The sequence below is a fragment of the Streptosporangium sp. NPDC004631 genome (assembly GCF_053601935.1).
The window spans coordinates 1-17,483 of sequence record NZ_JBSGCR010000038.1; the positions used below are offsets into that span (position 1 = coordinate 1).

Annotated in this window: 16 protein-coding genes and 1 pseudogene; 4 read left to right on the forward strand and 13 right to left on the reverse strand. The window is 72.2% G+C overall.

What is annotated here, in order from left to right; translation table 11 throughout:
• Nucleotides 1–277 precede the first annotated feature (277 nt).
• Nucleotides 278–481 carry a hypothetical protein gene (locus ACWEF2_RS27980; RefSeq protein WP_355592762.1) on the reverse strand — a complete coding sequence of 68 codons (204 nt, stop codon included), beginning with the start codon at nt 479–481 and terminating at the stop codon, nt 278–280.
• Nucleotides 482–882: 401 nt separating this feature from the next.
• Complete coding sequence (locus tag ACWEF2_RS27985; RefSeq protein WP_355592764.1) at nt 883–1,551, reverse strand: AIM24 family protein; 669 nt, start codon at nt 1,549–1,551, stop codon at nt 883–885.
• 305 nt (nt 1,552–1,856) lie between these two features.
• On the opposite strand from ACWEF2_RS27985, the gene ACWEF2_RS27990 reads away from it, so the two are divergent.
• The gene (locus ACWEF2_RS27990) at nt 1,857–2,243 is read left to right on the forward strand and encodes a hypothetical protein (RefSeq protein ID WP_453819318.1); all 387 of its coding nucleotides are present in this window, start codon (nt 1,857–1,859) and stop codon (nt 2,241–2,243) included.
• Nucleotides 2,244–2,303: 60 nt separating this feature from the next.
• Here ACWEF2_RS27990 and ACWEF2_RS27995 read toward each other — a convergent pair whose 3' ends face one another.
• Nucleotides 2,304–2,684, reverse strand: a complete 381-nt coding sequence (locus tag ACWEF2_RS27995; protein WP_453819319.1) for a hypothetical protein — start codon at nt 2,682–2,684, stop codon at nt 2,304–2,306.
• Nucleotides 2,685–2,954: 270 nt separating this feature from the next.
• Here ACWEF2_RS27995 and ACWEF2_RS28000 point away from each other — a divergent pair, with 270 nt between their 5' ends.
• Nucleotides 2,955–3,629 (forward strand): RibD family protein, encoded by a 675-nt coding sequence (locus tag ACWEF2_RS28000; RefSeq protein ID WP_453819320.1) that lies wholly within the window; start codon nt 2,955–2,957, stop codon nt 3,627–3,629.
• A 99-nt stretch (nt 3,630–3,728) separates the two neighbouring features.
• A complete protein-coding gene (locus ACWEF2_RS28005; protein WP_453819321.1) occupies nt 3,729–4,217 on the forward strand; it encodes a deaminase in 489 nt (162 codons plus the stop codon).
• Nucleotides 4,218–4,402: 185 nt separating this feature from the next.
• Here the strand turns inward: ACWEF2_RS28005 and ACWEF2_RS28010 are convergent, their stop codons facing one another.
• Nucleotides 4,403–5,128, reverse strand: a complete 726-nt coding sequence (locus ACWEF2_RS28010) for a maleylpyruvate isomerase N-terminal domain-containing protein (protein WP_453819322.1) — start codon at nt 5,126–5,128, stop codon at nt 4,403–4,405.
• 257 nt (nt 5,129–5,385) lie between these two features.
• On the opposite strand from ACWEF2_RS28010, the gene ACWEF2_RS28015 reads away from it, so the two are divergent.
• Nucleotides 5,386–6,003, forward strand: a complete 618-nt coding sequence (locus ACWEF2_RS28015; RefSeq protein ID WP_453819359.1) for a helix-turn-helix domain-containing protein — start codon at nt 5,386–5,388, stop codon at nt 6,001–6,003.
• Nucleotides 6,004–6,028: 25 nt separating this feature from the next.
• On the opposite strand, the pseudogene ACWEF2_RS28020 reads toward ACWEF2_RS28015, so the two are convergent.
• From ACWEF2_RS28020 to ACWEF2_RS28060, 9 genes and pseudogenes are all read right to left on the reverse strand, one after another.
• Nucleotides 6,029–7,384 (reverse strand): annotated as a pseudogene (locus ACWEF2_RS28020) (FAD-dependent oxidoreductase); the annotation flags it as partial.
• A 76-nt stretch (nt 7,385–7,460) separates the two neighbouring features.
• The gene (locus ACWEF2_RS28025; protein WP_453819323.1) at nt 7,461–8,351 is read right to left on the reverse strand and encodes a tryptophan 2,3-dioxygenase; all 891 of its coding nucleotides are present in this window, start codon (nt 8,349–8,351) and stop codon (nt 7,461–7,463) included.
• A 145-nt stretch (nt 8,352–8,496) separates the two neighbouring features.
• Nucleotides 8,497–9,531: an LLM class flavin-dependent oxidoreductase gene (locus tag ACWEF2_RS28030; protein WP_453819324.1), complete on the reverse strand. Its 1,035-nt coding sequence runs from the start codon at nt 9,529–9,531 to the stop codon at nt 8,497–8,499.
• An 11-nt stretch (nt 9,532–9,542) separates the two neighbouring features.
• Nucleotides 9,543–9,863 carry a TIGR04076 family protein gene (locus ACWEF2_RS28035; RefSeq protein ID WP_453819325.1) on the reverse strand — a complete coding sequence of 107 codons (321 nt, stop codon included), beginning with the start codon at nt 9,861–9,863 and terminating at the stop codon, nt 9,543–9,545.
• Between the two features lie 155 nt (nt 9,864–10,018).
• Nucleotides 10,019–10,525, reverse strand: coding sequence for a DUF4440 domain-containing protein (locus ACWEF2_RS28040; protein WP_453819326.1), 507 nt, complete (start codon nt 10,523–10,525; stop codon nt 10,019–10,021).
• Nucleotides 10,522–11,757 (reverse strand): amidohydrolase family protein, encoded by a 1,236-nt coding sequence (locus ACWEF2_RS28045; protein WP_453819327.1) that lies wholly within the window; start codon nt 11,755–11,757, stop codon nt 10,522–10,524. Before ACWEF2_RS28045 ends, ACWEF2_RS28040 begins: the two co-directional genes overlap by 4 nt.
• Nucleotides 11,750–13,420, reverse strand: a complete 1,671-nt coding sequence (locus tag ACWEF2_RS28050; protein WP_453819328.1) for a hydantoinase B/oxoprolinase family protein — start codon at nt 13,418–13,420, stop codon at nt 11,750–11,752. The genes ACWEF2_RS28045 and ACWEF2_RS28050 overlap by 8 nt, the downstream gene beginning before the upstream one ends.
• Nucleotides 13,417–15,471, reverse strand: a complete 2,055-nt coding sequence (locus tag ACWEF2_RS28055; protein ID WP_453819329.1) for a hydantoinase/oxoprolinase family protein — start codon at nt 15,469–15,471, stop codon at nt 13,417–13,419. Before ACWEF2_RS28055 ends, ACWEF2_RS28050 begins: the two co-directional genes overlap by 4 nt.
• 8 nt (nt 15,472–15,479) lie before the next feature.
• A complete protein-coding gene (locus ACWEF2_RS28060) occupies nt 15,480–17,483 on the reverse strand; it encodes a dipeptide ABC transporter ATP-binding protein (RefSeq protein WP_453819330.1) in 2,004 nt (667 codons plus the stop codon).

Consider the following 17,483-nt stretch of genomic DNA (forward strand, 5'->3'; position numbering starts at 1 on the left):
GCCAAGGGCGACTCCGACTCGCTGCCCGACACGCAGAACGACCTGTTCGGCGAGGCCCGGTCCCGCACGGCCAAGACCGCCGAGGGCGGCGGCGGCGCCCGGCGCGACGGGTGGCGAGGGCACTGAGGCGACCTCATAGATTCGGCTGTGCGCGGTCATCAGTGCGCGGTCATCCGTGCCCGGCCATCCGCTAACGGTCGCCCGCACGTGTCTGTGCGTGTCTGTGCGCGATCAAGACGGCCGGGCCGTGACGAGACGATCCGCGTAGTCGGCCGCCCTAGTAGCGCCACCTGTAGCAGGCCGCTCTTTTGGCCGGGTCGTTGTACTTCCAGCAGGGTTTCTGGGCGAAGGTGTGGGTGGACACGACGGTGCCTTCCGGCACGGTGCCGGCCGCGGCGGACTGGGCGGACATCGTCGCCGGGACGATGAGAGCGGCGGCCACCATCGCACCGGCGGCGAGAGCGTTTCTGAGCTCGATCATGAGAGATCACTCCATGTCGAATTGGTTGCGCCCTGGGCGATACCCGGGCCGATGAAAGGCCGAATCGGCGCCTCGAACGGAACCGGAACGGCCTCTAACCTGTTTTCCACGGTAACCGGAGGGGCTCCGACGGTCTTTCCAGGCAGGCCAAAGGCATCAATTCAACGGGATTAACTCTCCGGCACACGACAAGCACGGAGGGGAGTCGTTTTCTTACATTCGGCTACATCTTCTCGCCGAACGCCCGTGGTCACCCCCGTGGAGACGACGTAAAGCACCGTCCAGCACAGCGGTGCAGAACAAAAGGCACGACCACGTTTGAGCCCTTCACCATAGGCACGGACGCCTTCCGACCGGCTCCGCACCGTTTGAGCGCCCACCGCCGCCGACGCCTGAGGCGCTCAGCCGTTGCTCTGCGGGACGATCGGCCCCTCACTCGCCTGGACCAGCACGAAGCCCTGGCCCTGGAACGCGAGCTGCGCGGCCTCTCCGCTCCCGCGCCCGATGAGCGCCCCGGCCTTGAAGGTACGGTTGACGCCCACCTGAAGCCCGGCACTCCAGCAGACCGCGGACTGGCTGTCGGCGAAGGTCGGCATGCGGGAGGTGTCGAGCAGCACCGGCGCGCCGTGCGCGGTGACCGCCACCCACCCCGTGCCCCGGACCGTGGTGTTGAACAGCCCGCCGGTGGCGATGCCCGCGCCCTGCACCCGCTGGATGTCCCAGGTCAGCTGCGGGTCGAAGGCCAGAAGGTTGGTCCCGTTGACGGTGATCGCCTCGTCCTCAAGGTAGAACAGGTGCACGTCGTCGGCGTTGTCTGCGAGGAAGAGCATGCCCTGCCCGCGGACCCGCATCAGTGGCGCGCCCTCGCCGGTGACCATCTTCTTCAGGAACCGCCCGACGCCGCCGGCCCCCTGGTAGTCGAACTCCATCTGCCCCTGGAAGGCGACCATCGATCCCTGACGCGCGAGCACCTCTCCGTTCAGCTGCACCCGGAGCATCTTGGCGTTCTGCAGGGCGAAGTGGCCGGGAAGCCGGCCTTGGTCCAGGTTTCCGAAGAACGAGCTACGCACGGGGAGATGCCTCTCGATGTCAGAGAAATTACCGGTTGGAGGGGTTGCACATGGAGTGACGAACAGTATGCCGGAGGAGTTCCACCCGGTGCCGGACACCCCGGCGACCACCGGGTGTCCTCCCGGCCGCGGAAGGGCACAGCACTCCCGCACCGCCCCTCACACCGGTTCGGCCGGTTCCACCGGTTCGCGGGGAGGAAAAGGACGGGTGAGCAGGGGCTGCCCATCGACAGAGTCGGGATAGCGATCAATGATCGCTGATAACGCGACCGCCGCCGTGGCGGCGCCCCGTTCGAGGAGATCACGTGACCATCGAGACCCGCGAGATCGCCGTCTGGCTACTCGGCACCATCAAGCGCGAAGTCGCCGGCGCCGAGGCCCTCGCCGCGGAGACCGACCTCGTCACCGTCCTCGGTGAGAGGACCCTTGGCCCCGGAGGGGGTGAGAGGTTCATCGAGCACATCCGCTCCAACAGCGAGGCGAAGATCCGGATCGTCGAGATGTTCAACAGGAACCGTGCGGTCATCGACGAGTTGGAGGCTCGCATCCGGGCGGGGGCGAGCCTGACCGGCGGCGACGCCCAGGCCCTGGCCGTCGCCGCCATACGGGACGAGGTGCTGTCGGAGGCGGTCGTGGAGACCGCGTACGGCTACCGCCTCCGTCCCGGCTGGCGGGAGGAGTGGAGGCCGTGAGCTCCGGACGGGGCGCCGTCCGCCGTCGCCCCGTCCGGATCCCACCTCAGCCCGGCACGGCTAGGAGAAGGCGTAGCACTCCACCTCGGCGCGCCTGTGAGTCAGGCCGTCCGCCACCGACTCCTTCACGCACCGCTGCTCTCTCGGGCTGAGTTCCAGAAGACCGCATACCGCGACGCCGGAGTATTCACGGCAGTCCAGGTTCGGATTCTCCGCCCCTACCCGGTAGTGGAGCCTGACCGTGGCCCGGCAGTCGGCGCGGCGCTGTGCGGTATTGGCGTACTTGCACTGGTTGAGGAGTGTTTCATACTGCGATTCGCTGACCGTTGTCTTCTTGGTCACCTTGTCCACCTTGCTCATGGCCTGCACCATGGTTCCGGTGGCGGCCAACCCGGCCGCGGTGACGGTGAACAGCGCCGCGACGGCAATGATCCGTTTCATGATGACCCCCTTGGTGACCAGTATCCCCTACGGCGAAGAATGTTCCGGGGGCGGTGGGGGCCACCGGACAGGCGGGGATTCTCACGTCCCCGCGCAGGTCCGGGGCCCGATCCCCAGGTCCGTCACAGCGGGGGCGACCCGGCGGGACGTGCCCGGGGGACATAGGGTTACGGAACCGCTCGACGGCCGGGGGCCGGTCTTCCCGATCGCGTGCGCGCCGCCGGGCGCACGCCGGGTGACGGACCGGAGAGGACCCGGGGAGGACGAGACATGGGCGAACGTCCCTATGTGCTGCTCAGCTGTGCGATGTCCGTGGACGGATACCTCGACGACGGCACCCCGGACCGGCTCCTGCTCTCCAACGACGAGGACTTCGACCGCGTCGACGCGGTGCGGGCCGGCTGCGACGCGATCCTGGTCGGGGCGGCCACCATCCGCCGCGACGATCCAAGACTCCTGGTCCGGTCCCCGATCAGGCAGCGGGAGCGGGTCGCACGCGGCCTTCCGCCCTCTCCCGCCAAGGTGACGCTGAGCACGTCGGGGGAGCTCGACCCGGCGAGCCGTTTCTTCACCACGGGCGAGACCACGAAGATCGTTTACGCCGCGTCGGCGGCGGTGGACGGGCTCGTCTCCCGGCTCGGCGAGAGCTGTACGGTGGTCGACGCCGGCGATCCTCCGGATCTCGGCCGGGTGCTGTCCGATCTGGCCGGCCGCGGGGTGCGCCGGCTGATGGTCGAGGGTGGCGGCTCGGTCCACACCCAGTTCCTGCTGGGGGGGCTGGCCGACGAGCTCCACCTCGTCGTCGCGCCGTTCTTCGTCGGGGATCCCGCCGCGCCGCGCTTCGTCCGGGGCGGCGCCTTCCCGCGGAGCTCCCGGCGGCCCATGAGGCTGGCGGACGTCCGGCGCATGGGCGACGTCGTCCTCCTGCGCTACCTGCTGTCCTGAACCCCTCGGGGACGGGGGCGGGGACGCTCACGCCGGAGGGACCCGGCCGGCACGGGGCAGTGTGCCGCACCTCCCCCGGGAGACACCGAAAGGCAGGGTATGCACAGGCTCAAGGAGACCCCGGGAGAACCGTTGAACGACCACGACTGGCTGCGGCTCGCGTGTGAGCTGGCCCTGCTCTGCCCGCCGTCCCCGGCGGCCTTCTCGGTGGGCGCCGTGGTGGTCGGCGCCGACGGGCGGGAGATCGCTCGCGGACACTCGCGGGAAGACGACCCCCGCGTGCACGCCGAGGAGGCCGCGCTCGCCAAGATCCTCCCAGGTGATCCCCGGCTGCCCGGCGCCACCGTCTACAGCAGCCTGGAGCCCTGTAGCCGTCGCGCCTCCCGCCCCCGGCCCTGCAGCCGGCTGATCGTGGACAGCGGCGTCCGGCGGGTCGTGCTGGCCTGGCGGGAGCCCCTGCTCTTCGCCGACTGTCACGGCGCCGAGGATCTCGCGGCGGCGGGGGTCACCGTGGTGGAGATCCCGGAGCTGGCGGAGGCCGCCCGGGAGCCGAACCTCCACCTCCTGTCCGGCGACTCCGCTCCGTAAGGCCCTGCCTGACAGGGCGAGTTCCGGAGGCCGGGGGGCACCCCGCCGGCTCCCCCGCCCCCGGTTCCGTTCCGGCCGTCTCCCGGCCCCGTCCGTCTCCCGGCCCCGTCCGGCTCCCGGCCCTGTCCGGCTCCGCGACCTCGGCCGCGTACGGCCGGCCCGGTCGTGCGCGGCGGATCCGGGGTTCAGGCCAGGCAGCGCAGGGCGGCTCGGACCCTGCGGTCGAGCGGGAAGCCGTCCGGCAACCGGCCGACCGTCGCCTCGACGAACTCCGGGACCGGCAGCTGTGCGCTCACGCCGTGCACGTGCACCCAGATCTGCTCGCCGACCGGCTCGACCTGGGCCGGCGAGCCCTGTTCACCAAGGACGAACATCCCCACCCTGGCCCGCCACCAGGCCCGCCCGTCGGCCTCGTCCGGCGAGACGGGCGCCGCCACGTCGTCGGCGTGGGTGGCGTACTCCGAGTCGTAGTGGAAGGTCTGCGGGCCCACCGGGTACGGCCCGGCCAACGTCCGCAGCGACGCCTCGCGGCCGAGCGCGCGCATGCGTTCGCGTGTCTCACCGTTCTCGCGCCGCCACTCCTCCAGCACCTCCTCGACGGGCAGGTCACGGCGGCGCCGTACGCACCAGTCGTTGAAGGCGTCGAAGCCGCCCTCGACGCCCTCACTCCTGAGCATCGCGGAGAAGCCCTCGACGTCGCCGTCGAGGCAGGCGTGGTTGTAGAGCTCCTCCCCCGCGAGGTGTCCGAGCACGTCGCGTACGGACCAGCCCGCGGATCGGGAGGGGCGGTTCCAGCCCTCGTCGTCGAGCCGGGAGAAGTGGCGGTCCAGGCGGGCCGCCTCGGTGTCGAAGATGTCGAAGGGGTCGAGGTCCGGCAGCGGATCCCTCGACGGTCTCGGTGATGGTGCCATGCCATCAGCGGTACCCCGCAGCTCCCGCGAGGAACGAGTGCCCAGGGGCCTGTGGCGGATCCGGGGGCGCGGGGACGGATCCGGCCGTACGCCCCTCGGCCCCGGGCGGGACCTCGGCGAGCCGGGGCGGCCTCTGGAGGCCGGGTGGCGTATGAAGGATTCTTGGTGTGAAATATGTTTAGCTAGAGCGAACAGTGCGGCCGTGCCGCTCGACGCAGAATCGATGCAGACTCGATGGAGGAGGACCGCGGGTGAGCATGTCGGAGCACCGGAACGCCGAGGGTCTGGACCGCCACGGTGCCGTCGGCGCCCGGATGCGGCGGTTCCGCAAGGAGCGCGGCCTGACCCTGCGCGGCCTCGCCACCCACTCGGGGCTCTCGATCGGCTTCCTGTCCCAGGTCGAGCGGGGCATCTCCTCCATCGGCCTGACCGCCCTGAACAGCGTGGCCGCGGCGCTCGACCGGAGCGTGGCCGAGTTCTTCAGCGACGAGCCCGCCGAGGGGGCGGAGAGACCGGCCACGGTCTCCCCGCTGCCGAGCCACTTCACCCTCACCCGCTCGGCGACCGCGGCCACCGAGTACATGTCGGGTCAGCAGACCTACCGCATGCTCTCGGCCCGCGGGCCGAACCTCGTCCTGGAACCGCTGCTGGTGCACATCGCCCCCGGAGGCAGGCGCGAGGACGCCTACGGCCACGCGGGCGAGGAGTTCGCCTTCGTGCTGGAGGGCGAGCTGCTCTACGAGGTCGACGGCGTCGAGCACCGGCTGTACCCGGGCGACAGCGTGCACCTGAGGTCGACCGTGCCGCACAGCATGTTCAACGACACCGACCGGGTCACCACGGTCGTGTCGGTGGTGACCCCCCGGCTGTTCTGACCTCGCCCTCATCACCGGTCCGGCCTCACCGCCTGCGCAGCAGCCCGGCCGTCACCCCGACGGCCGCCAGCGCGCCCAGCGCGACCGCGACGACCGCCCGGCGCTGGCGGGTGATCCGCCGCTGGACCTCGGCGTACGGCACGGTGCTGAACGACACCAGCTCGTAGCGGGACACATAGCGGCCGGGCAGCAGCCGCTCCAGGCCGTGCTCGACCCGCTTCTGCAGCAGGAACGACCGGGAGGCGACCTTGTCCCGCATCTCGACGAAGTTCTCCAGCGCCAGCTCGGCGATGGTGTCGGCGTGCTCCTTGCGGCGGGAGCCGTACAGGGCCAGGGCCTCGGGGAAGTCGTCCCCGGTCTCCTCCAGGCACCGGTCCAGCTCCACGCAGTCCTCGAAGCCGCAGTTGGCGCCCTGGCCGTAGAAGGGGACGACGGCGTGGGCCGCGTCGCCGAGCAGGCCGACCACCGCGTCGGCGCCGCGCGCGTGCCAGGGGTAGGCCCGCATCGTGACCAGGTGGCCGATCGGGTTGTGGGTGTAGTCGTCGGCGAGGTCGGGCATGAGCGCGCGGGCGTCGGCGTAGTTGGCGGCGAAGAACTCCTCGAACCGCTCGGCGGTGTCCAGCTCGTCGAAGCTGCCGGGCCCGGACTTGGGCCAGAAAAGCGTGCAGGTGAAGGACCGGTCCGGGTTGGGCAGGGCGATCATCATGGCCTGGCCTCGCGGCCAGATGTGCAGGGCGCCGGGGTCGAGGGCGAACTCGCCGTCGCGGGCCGGGATGGTGAGTTCCTTGTAGCCGTAGTCGAGGAAGTCCTGGCTGAAGTCGAAGCCGGGCAGGAACTGCAGCCGGCCGCGGACCGCGCTGTAGGCGCCGTCGGCGGCGAGCACGATCGAGGCGCTCAGCTGGACGGGGCCGTCCGGCGTGTCGAAGTCCATCAGGCCCGAGTCCACGTCGAGGCCGGTGAGCCGGTGCTCGAAGCGGGCCCGCACGCCGGGCAGGGCGAGGGCCCCCTCCAGCATGGTGCGGTTCAGCTCGGAACGGCTGATGGAGTTGATCGCCCGCTGCCCGTCGGCGCTGTACGGCTGGAAGCTCAGCGTGCCGTCGGGGGCGTGCATCATCCGCCCGGGCATCGGCAGCGCGGCCTTCATGACGGCCTCGTCCAGTCCGACCCGGCGCAGCGCGTCGAGTCCCCGCTCGGAGAGCGCCAGGTTGATCGAACGCCCCCGTTCGGCGTTGGCCAGCCGAGGGTCGGACCTGCGCTCGTACAGGGTGACCTGGTATCCGCGGCGGGCCAGGAAACAGGCCGTCAGGCAGCCGACCAGGCCGGCGCCGACCACCGCGACCTCTTGGGTGGCTCTCATGGCCGGCTCATCTCCCCGGCGAGGGGCGCGGACCGCCCGCCGGCAGTCGTGGAACGGGTGGGGGGCGGAGCCAGGACGGGGCGGGCGGAGGCCGTGGCGGTCACATCGCCGTCCTGGCGGACCAGAGCTCGGGGAAGACCTCCCGGCGCAGGCTGCGTTCGAGCCAGCTCACCCCGCTGGATCCACCGGACCCCGGCTTGGCGCCCATGGATCTGCGCACCGCCATGAGGTGCCGGTAGCGCCAGTCGGAGAACCGCTCCGACAGGTCGGTGAGGGCCTCGCCGAGGATCCACAGCTCCTCCCCCGGCCCCTGTTCGGCGTAGATCCTGACCCAGGCCGCCTCGACCAGCGGGCTGGGGGCGTACTCGGCCGCCGGGTCCTCCCCGCGGGGGATCTCGAAGCCCCTCCTGGCCAGCAGGGAGAGCACGCTGTCGTACAGGCTCGGCCGGTTCAGCGCCTCGACCAGCTCCCGGTAGACCTTCGGGGTCCGGCGGTGCGGGCGCGTCAGCGCCTCCGACTTGTTCCCCAGCAGGAACTCCAGGTGCCGGTACATCGACGACTGGAACCCGGACGCCTCGCCCAGCTCGTCGCGGAAGGAGTTGAACTGGGCGGGGGTCAGCCAGCCGAGCGCCCCCCAGGCCGCGTTGAGCGCCTCGAAGTGGCGCACGCTGCGGCCGATCGCCGTGGTGGCCGCGGTCACCTGGTCGGCGTCCAGCAGCCGCTGGGCCAGCGTCCACTCCGACCGGATCAGCCCGAAGTAGAGCTCCATGACCTGGGTGGTCACCAGGAAGGCCAGCTCCTCGGGGGCGTCGGTGACCGGCCGCTGAAGGCCGTGCAGCACCGCGGTGCCGACGTACTCGTCGTACGGGGTGCCGGTCTCGAACTCCAGGGTGGGCAGCCCCCGGTTGGCGACCGCCCGGTCGGCCCGTTCCCGCCCGCCGACCGTCTTGACCCTGTCGGCCACCGGGCCCCTGGCACGTCTGCTCGTCATGTCGCCTCCTTCGTCCGGTTCCATGTTCACCCATACAGAACTTTTGTGAAATCAGGAACGTGAGGCGATTCGGGCCCTCGACTTTTCATCCGGAAGGTTCTGGGCGGTTCGGGTTTCGATGTGACCGACCGTCACCCCGCCCCGCTCACCCGGCGCCCGCCGGGGCGCCCCCACCCGGTGCGCGGTTCAGCAGCGGCAGTACGGCGGTGCCCAGCAACTCCACGCCTCCGTCGTCGGTGAGGCCGTGCGGCGTGCCGAACTCCACCCGCCGCACGCCCGCGTCGATGAGGGCCTGGGCCTGGGCGGCGACCTGCTCGGGGTCGCCGGAGAAGGCGAACAGGTCGAGCAGGTCGTCGGGGATGAGCCGTCCGGCGGCCTCGTGCCGTCCGGAGTCGACCCGCTCCTTGACTCGGGCCAGCAGGTCGGCGGGGATCTCCACGGTGGGGTCGAGGTCGGCGACCACCGCGAGGTACATGGCGACCTCGGTCCGTGCTCTCGCCCTGGCCGCGGCCCCGTCGGTGTCGACCACGGTCACCGCGCCGAGCACCACGCCGACCTCGGCGGGGTCGCGCCCGGCCGCCGCCGCGCCGTGCCCGAGCCGCTCGCGGATCACCGCGACCATGGCGGGGTTGGCGCTGCCGCCCACCTTGATCTCGTCGGCGATCCGCCCGGCCAGCGCCGCGCCCTTCGGCCCCCAGGCGCCGAGCAGCAGCGGCGGACGCGGCCGGTGCACCGGGTAGCGCAGCCGGGTGCCGGGGGCGAGCCGGAACATCCGCCCCTCGAACCCGTCCGGGTCTCCGCCCAGCAGCCGGTAGACCACCTCGGCCGCCTCCGCCAGCGCGGTCAGCGGCCGGGGCTGGGCGATGCCGACGGCGCCGAGCCAGGTGCCCCGCGCCAGGCCGAGGTAGGCCCTGCCGTGCGAGGCCAGGTCGAGTGCCGCCAGCTGCCCGGCGATCTCGTACGGCGCCGCCGAGTAGGGGTTGAGGCAGGCGGCGCCGAGCCGTACCCGCTCGGTGGCGGCGGCCATCTCCAGCAGCGGGAAGATCGGCGGCTGGTACATCAGGTCGCCGAACACGCTCAGCACGTCGAAGCCGTGTCCCTCGGCGCGGCGGGCGAGGCGCGCGTAGTCGCCGGCCCGCTTGTCGCTCTGCAGGCCGAGGCCGATCTCGGCAGCGGTCATCGGAGACCCCCTCAGGTCAGGTCGGCGGAGTTCATCCGGCGGCGGCGGGTCCGCTCGACCCGCATCACCAGCCTCTCCTCCGGGTCGGGGCAGCAGAACAGGGAGTCCTGCGCCAGCCAGTCGCCCTCGGCGAGGTCACGCTGCTTGGCCGCCAGAAACGGCAGGACCGCGGCGAGCGCGTACACGCAGAAGTGCTTGCCGTCGGGCAGCCGCAGGTGGGCGCTCCGCTCCAGTTCGAAACAGTCGCCGACCTCCATCCCGCAGACGGACCGGCCCTCGATGCGGTCGACCACGACCCTCAGGTCGTACAGCTCCATGTCGCCGTCTTCCACGGTGACGCCTCCTTCGGCCCCGTCCGGACCATGATCTTTCCTGTCGTACGTCCTGTCGTACGGCGGAGCCCGCCGGGACCCGGCGGGGCGTCCCACCCGGTATCCCTCCCCCGAGCCCCGCCGGCGGTCCCGCCCGTCTCCCGCCCCCGCCCCGCCTACCGCCCGAGCAGTTCGGAGTGGTGGTGAACGATGAGCCAGTCGCCGCCCACCCGCCGCAGCACGTCGGTCACCCGGCTCCGCTGGACCGGGCCTTCCGGAGGTTCCGCGACGAGCAGGTAGCGGGCGACCCCGGCGTCGTCCCACACGTCGATCCGCTTGTCCTCCGCGGACAGCCGGGTGAGGGCCGGGCGGGCGCCGGAGCGGTCGCGGCCCTCACGGTAGGCGTCCAGCTCGGCGCGGGTGCGCAGCGGGCCCGGCAGGTGCGTCTCCCAGGTGGTGACCTCGGTGTGCAGGTGACCGTCGAAGCGGTCGCGGTCCGCCGCGAGGAACGCGTCGTACATGTCGTCGATGCCCGCGGCGATCGCCTCGGCATCGGCCCCCACCGCCTCGGTCGCGACCCCGGCCCCGGCCGTCGTCTCGGTCACGGCGTCGATCCCACTCCCGGTGTCGGTGTCGGTGTCGGTGTCGGCTCCGGCCGCGGTTCCGTTCGCTGTGCCAGTCACGGTCTCCCCCCTCCGGCCCGGTCGTCGCGGACGACCCGGCCTCCCTTCATCACCCAGCGGATCGTGCGGAAGGCCGACGTGGCGGCCAGCGGGTCGGCGTCCATGGCGACAAGGTCGGCGTACCGCCCGGCCTCGACGGTGCCGATGTCCCGCTCGGCGCCGAGCCAGCGCGCCGGGCCGAGGGTGCCCGCGTACAGCGCGCGGGCGGGGCCGAGACCGCCCTCCGACATGTACTCCAGCTCCCGCACCGTGGCGCTGGTCCCCTCGAAGCGCCAGAACGGCGGCATGTCGCTGCCCAGCAGCACCTCCACCCCGGCGGCGAGGGCCATGGCGTAGCTCTCCAGGTGCCGGGGACCGGCGCCGAGCGAGCGGCACTGCATCCACTCGGGCACGCCGAGCTCGTCGAAGAACTCCTTGCACCGGGTGACCAGCAGGGTCGGCACCAGGGCTGTGCCCCGTTCGGCCATCTTCGCCGCGACCTCGGGGGTGAGCTGGTAGCCGTGCTCGACGCAGTCGAGGCCGAGTTCGACGGCCTCGGCGATCACCGCGGCCGGCCCGGCGTGCGCGGTGACCTTGCGTCCCCAGGCGTGCGCGGTGGTGAGCACCGCGATCATCTCCTCGGTGAACAGCTGCGGGGTCTCGATGCGTTCGTGCTCTCCGGCGATCCCGCCGGAGATCATCACCTTGACGAGGTCGGCGCCCGCCCTGATCTGGGTGCGGACGCCGCGCCGGAAGGCGTCGGCGCCGTCGCACTCCAGGGTGTCCGACGACTCGTGGCCGTGGCCTCCGGTGCAGACCAGCGCCTGCCCGGCGGTGAAGATGCGCGGGCCACTCGCCCGGCCCGCCTCGATGGCGCGGCGCAGGGCGAAGTCGGCGTGGTCCTTCTCGGCGACGCACCGGACGGCGGTGACGCCGCAGTGCAGGGTGCGCCGGGCACCGTCCGCCATGTAGAGGGCGAGCTCGTGCGGGGTGAACCCCTTGACGCCCTCCCCGCCCTGACCGGGCAGCGACAGCGACAGGTGGGTGTGCATGTTGACCAGCCCCGGTGTGAGGTAGGCGCCCTCCAGGTCCAGCTCGGTGGCGCCGCCCGCCTGCCGCAGGACCTCCTCGCGAGGTCCTGCGAGCACGATCCGCTCGCCCCTGACCAGAACCGCCGCGTCGGCGACCGGCTCCGCGCCGTCGGCCGCCCGGCCGTCGGCCACGGTGCAGTTGACGATGACGATGTCACTCATCGGGCACCTCGACGCCGTAGATCTCCCGGGCGGCGGCCGGGGAGACGTATCCCTCGGCGACGTCCTGCCTGACCAGCTCGGGGTCGCGGAGCCGGGGGGCGCCGTGCCCGCCGCCGCCGGCGGTGAGCAGTCTCACCCTGTCGCCGGCCTCGACCCTGGTCCGCCGGGTGCTGACCCGCTGTTCACGGTCGGTACCGGGGAAAACGATCACCTGGTTGGGGTCGGGCTCCAGGCCGCCCTCCAGCGCCCAGGGCCTCGCCTTGGTCTTCTTGATCACCGACAGGAACTCGCCGGGGGTGACGAACCGGATGTCGCGCCGCAGGCCGACACCGCCGCGGAACCGCCCGGCGCCGCCGGAGTCCTCGCGCATCTCCATCCGCTCGAAGAACATCCCGGTCCGCGCCTCCAGCACCTCGATCGGGGTGATCCGGCCGGTGCTGCCCGAGACGTGGGTGGCGGCGTTCATCCCGTCGTGGGAGGGGGTCGCGCCCCAGCCGACCGGGTCGTTGTTGCTGACCGCGAACATCTGCCCGGTCTCGGGGTGGACGCCGACCATCATGAAGCCCGGGACGTCCCCGCCGGAGGAGGCGGGCAGCCGGTCCGGCATCCCCTGCGCCAGCGCCTTCAGGATCAGCTCGACCGCGACGATGCCGGTCCAGAGGGTGAAGGTCGGCTGCGGGTAGACGGCGTGAAAGAGCGTGCCTGGTTCGGCCCGCACCCGCAGGGGGACCGTGGTGCCGAAGTTGGACGGCTCGTCCGGGGAGGTGAGCGACTTGAGGATGACCTTGCAGATCGCCTCGGTGGCGCCGAACGGCATGTTGATCGGGCCGCGCGTGGCGGGCGCCGAGCCGTCGAAGTCCACCGTGAACGTGCCGTCCGCGATGGTGACCGTGACCCGCATGAGGACCGGCTCGTCGGTGATGCCGTCGTCGTCCAGCCAGTCGGAGGCCGTCCACGACCCCTGCGGCAGCTCCGCGAGGGCGGCGCGGGTGCGCGCCTCGCCGTCCTCGACCATCCGCTGGACGGCGGCCTCCACGGTCGGGCGGCCGAACTTCTCCAGGATCTCCAGGAACCGGCGTTCACCGGTGCGCAACGCGGCGACCTGCGCGTTCAGGTCGCCGATCACCAGGTCCGGCATCCGCGAGTTGAACCTGATCAGCTCGATGATCTCCCGGTTCGGTCTGCCCTCCGAGAACACCTTGGTTCCGGGGAAGATCATCCCCTCCTGGTGCATGTCGGTGGAGTCCAGCACGTATCCCGGATCCTTGGCCCCGAGGTCCATCCAGTGCGCCCGCACGCAGAGGAACCCCACCAGCTCGGCACCCGTGAACACCGGGGCGAACAGCGTCGCGTCGTAGGCGTGCGCGGCGTTCCAGTAGGGGTAGTTCAGCAGCACCACGTCCCCCGGGCGCAGGTTCTCCCTGCCGACGTACTCCACCCCCTTGCGCAGGGAGAAGTCGTTGGCGCCGAGGAAGAAGGTGAGCCCGGTGGCCTCGGCGATCAGCCGCAGGTCGGCGTCGTACATCGACATGCCGAAGTCGTGAACCTCGTAGATCACCGGGTTGAACGAGGTGCGGATCAGCGTGGCCCGCATCTCCTCGGCCGCCGCCAGCAGATAGCTGCGGACGACCTCGGCCGTGGCCCCGTCCAGTTGCTCGGTCATGACGCCTCCGTCAGTTTCACCAGGAGATAGCCGTGCTCGTCGACCTCGGCCCGCTGCCCGGAGGGCACCACGGTGGTCGAGGTGCCCTCGTCCACCAGGGCCGGGCCGTCGAAAACGTCACCGGGCTCCAGAAGGGCCCGGTCGTAGACGGCGAACGACGCCGTGCCGCGCGTGCCGAAGTCGTAGGCGTCCCTGTGCGAGAGCAGGGCCCGCGTCGCGTCGCCGTCGCCTCTCGGGCGCACCGGCAGCTCGGGCCGGTCTGTACGGCCGATGCCGCGGACCCGCAGGTTGAGGATCTGCAGCCGGTTGTCCATGGCGTGGCCGTACCGGGCCGTGTGGGTCTCCTCGAACGCCCGCCTGATCGCGTCCCTGTCGAGGTCGCGGCCCGTGGTGACGATGAGCGAGTGCTCCTGGCCCAGGTAGCGCAGCTCGAACTGACGCTCCAGGACCATGTGCGCGGCGGGCACCTGCTGCGCGGTCAGGGAGGCGACGGCCTCGGCCTCGACGCTCCTGAAGACCGCCTCCAGCCCGTCCAGGTCGGCGTCGTCGAGGGTGGCCGTCACCGTGCGGGAGAAGTCGTCGACGATGTCGGCGGTGAGCATGCCCCAGGCGGAGAAGCCGGACGGCGCGAAGGGCACGATGACCTCGCCGATCCCCATCTCCGCGGCCAGCAGCGGCGCGAGCAGCGGCCCGGCCCCGCCGAAGGCGAGCAGTGAGAAGCCCCGGGGGTCGTGTCCCCGCTCGACCGTGATCTGCCGTACCGCGCCGACCGTCTTGGCCAGCAGCACGTCGAAGACCCCGGCCGCGGCGGCCTCCAGGCTCAGCCCGAGCGGGCCGGCCACCTGCTCGTCGAGTGCCGCGCGGGCGGCGTCGGCCCGCAGCTCCATGGTCCCGGCCAGGAACCGGCCGGGATCCACGTAGCCGAGGACGACCGCCGCGTCGGTGACGGTGGGGCGTGTCCCGCCCCGGCCGTAGCAGACCGGGCCGGGGTCGGCGCCCGCGCTCTGCGGGCCCACCTTGAGCAGTCCGCGCTCCAGCCACGCGATCGAGCCCCCTCCGGCCCCGATCGTGCGGATGTCGTAGGTGGGGATCAGCAGCGGGAAGTGTTCGAGCTGCGCCTCGTAGGCGGCCACCGCGGAGCCGTTCTCGATCACGCAGGCGTCCAGCGAGGTACCGCCGATGTCGAAGGTGAGCAGGTCGCGGCGGCCGAGGGCGGCGGCGATGTGCGCGGCGCCGACGATGCCGCCCGCCGGGCCCGACAGCACCGTGTGCGTCGGGGAGGTCTTGGCCACCGCCGACGTCATGGAGCCGCCGCCGGACCGCATGATCAGGAACCGCCCGTCGAAGCCCCGCTCGGCGAGCCCCTTCTCCAGCCGGTCCACGTACCTTTCGAAGATCGGCCGGATGTAGGCGTCGAGGACGGTCGTGCTGGTCCGCTCGTACTCGCGGTACTCCCGGACGATGTCGGTGGAGACCGACACGGTCACACCGGGGTAGGTCTCGCGGATGACGCGGGCGGCCTCGCGCTCGTGGGAGGGGTCGAGGAAGGAGTGCAGGAAGCAGAGGGCGATGGAGACCACGCCCCGCTCCTCCACCAGAACGCGGGCGGCCTCCCGGACCCCCTCGACGTCCAGTTCCTCGACCACCCGGCCCCGGTGGTCGAGCCGCCCCCGGACCCCGGCGGTGTGGCGGCGCCGTACCAGGCTCTCGGGGCGCTCGTACTGGAAGTCGTACATGTGGTCGGCGGGCACGTTGCCCCGGCCGACCAGGAACACGTCGCGGAAGCCCTCGTTGGTGATGATCCCCGTCGGCTCGCCCCGCCGCTCCAGGACCGCGTTGAGGCCGAGGGTGGTGCCGTGGATGAAGAGCTCCACCTCGGACAGGTCGGTGCCGAGGGCGGTGACCGCGTTGAGCACCCCCTCCCAGGGGCGGGCGGGGGTCGTCGAGGCTTTCCTGAAGCGCACCTCGTGGGTACGGGTGTCCAGCTCCATCGCGTCGACGAAGGTGCCGCCGATGTCGACGGCCAGCCGGATGTGCTTCGGGTCGGGCATGTCTGGTGTCACCTTTCGATCAGCGCGGGGATCTCGGCGGCGCGGTGGCAGGCGACCCGGCTCGCGTCGTGAGGGCGGAGCTCCTGCTCCCGCTCCCGGCATTCGTCGGTCGCGAAGGGGCAGCGCGGCGCGAGGGCGCAACCCTCGGCGACGTCCGCCTCCTCCAGGTCCTTGGTCAGCTCGACCCGGGGTCCGGTGAAACCGGCGCCCAGGCTGGGGGCGCTGGACAGCAGCGCCCGGGTGTAGGGGTGGCGGGGGTTGCCGAAGACCTCGTCGACCGGGCCCTCCTCGACGATCCGCCCCAGGTAGAGCACCACGATCCGGTCGCAGAACCCGCGTACGGTGGCCAGGTCGTGGGAGATGAGAACCGATCCGCGCGAGCGGTCGCCGCTCACCTCGGCGATCACCTTCAGGATCTGCGCCTGCACGGTGACGTCGAGCGCGGAGGTCGGCTCGTCGAAGACGATGAGGTCGGGGTCGCCCACGAGCGCGCGGGCGATGCCGATCCGCTGCGCCTGGCCGCCGGAGAGCTCGTGCGGGCGCCGCCGCAGGATCGACGGGTCCAGCTCCATGCGCTCCAGCACCCGGGCGACGCGGACGGCCACCTCCCCGGCGGGCACCCCGGCGGCGCGCAGCGGCTCCCCGATCGCGTCCTCCACGGTACGGCGCGGGCTGAGCGACCCGATGGGGTCCTGGAAGACCATCTGGGCGCGGGTGCGCAGCCGGCGCAGCTCCCTGCCCCGCACCCGGGAGAGCGTACGGCCGGCCACCTCGACGTGGCCCCGCGAGGGGGCCACCAGGCCGAGCATCAGCCGGGCCAGGGTGCTCTTGCCGCACCCGCTCTCCCCGACGACGCCGAGGGTCTCCCCCGCGGCGACGCTGAGGCTGACCCCGCGCAGCGCGTGGTGACCGCCGCCGCCGAACCGGCTGCGGTAGACGACGTGCGCGTCCTCGACCCGCAGGACCTCCCCGCCGTCCCCGCCCTCCCCGGCGTCCCCGGCGGATGTCCGGGAAGGCGAGGCCGGGGCGGCGTGCCGTACGGCGGGCTCGACGACCGGGCCGGAGCGGGGGTGGAGGCAGGCGACCCGCCAGTCGTGCGCGAGATCGCCGGTCACCGGGCGTTCCAGCGTGCACGGTTCGGTCGCGTGCGCGCAGCGCGGTGCGAACGGGCAGGAGGACGGCGCCCGCCGGAGCAGCGGCATCGAACCCCGGGTGACGGCCACCGGCCGCCCGTCGATGTCGGGCACCGACCGCAGCAGCGCCCGCGTGTAGGGATGCGCGGGCTCGTTCAGCACCTGGGCCGCGGGCCCGGTCTCCACCACGGTGCCCGCGTACAGCACCACGACCCGGTCGCAGACCTCGGCGATCGAGGCGAGGTCGTGGGAGATCAGCAGGACTCCGCGGCCCTCGGCGTTCGCGGCGAGCCGGAACCGGCCCAGGATCTCCCTGGTGAGGGTCACGTCCAGCCCCGTGGTGGGCTCGTCGGCGATCAGCAGACCGGGGGCGCACCCCGTGGCGAGCGAGATCATGACACGCTGCGCCATCCCGCCGGAGAGCTCGTGCGGGTACGCGGCCAGACGCCGCCTTGGGCTCCGGATGCCGACCGACTCGAACAGCTCGGCGGCGGTCTCCCCCGCCTCGCCGGAGGTCATGGCCCGGTGGGTGACCAGCCGGTCGACCAGCTGGCGGCCGACGGTACGGGTCGGGCTGAGCGCGCCGCGCGGGTTCTGGAAGCAGATCGCGGCGCCCTTCCCCCGGAACGCCTCCAGCTCGGAACGGTCCATCCTCAGCACGTCGGCGCCCTCGAAGAGCACCCGTCCGGTCGTCTGCGAGCCGCCGGGCAGCAGGCCGACGACGGAGCGGGCCACCATGCTCTTGCCGCCGCCGCTCTCCCCGACCAGGCCGACGACCTCGCCGGCGTCGACCCGCAGGTCGACCCCGCTCAGCGCGGCCACCTCCCGGCCCGGCCGGCGGATCACGACGGACAGGTCCTCGATGGACAGAAGCGTCAT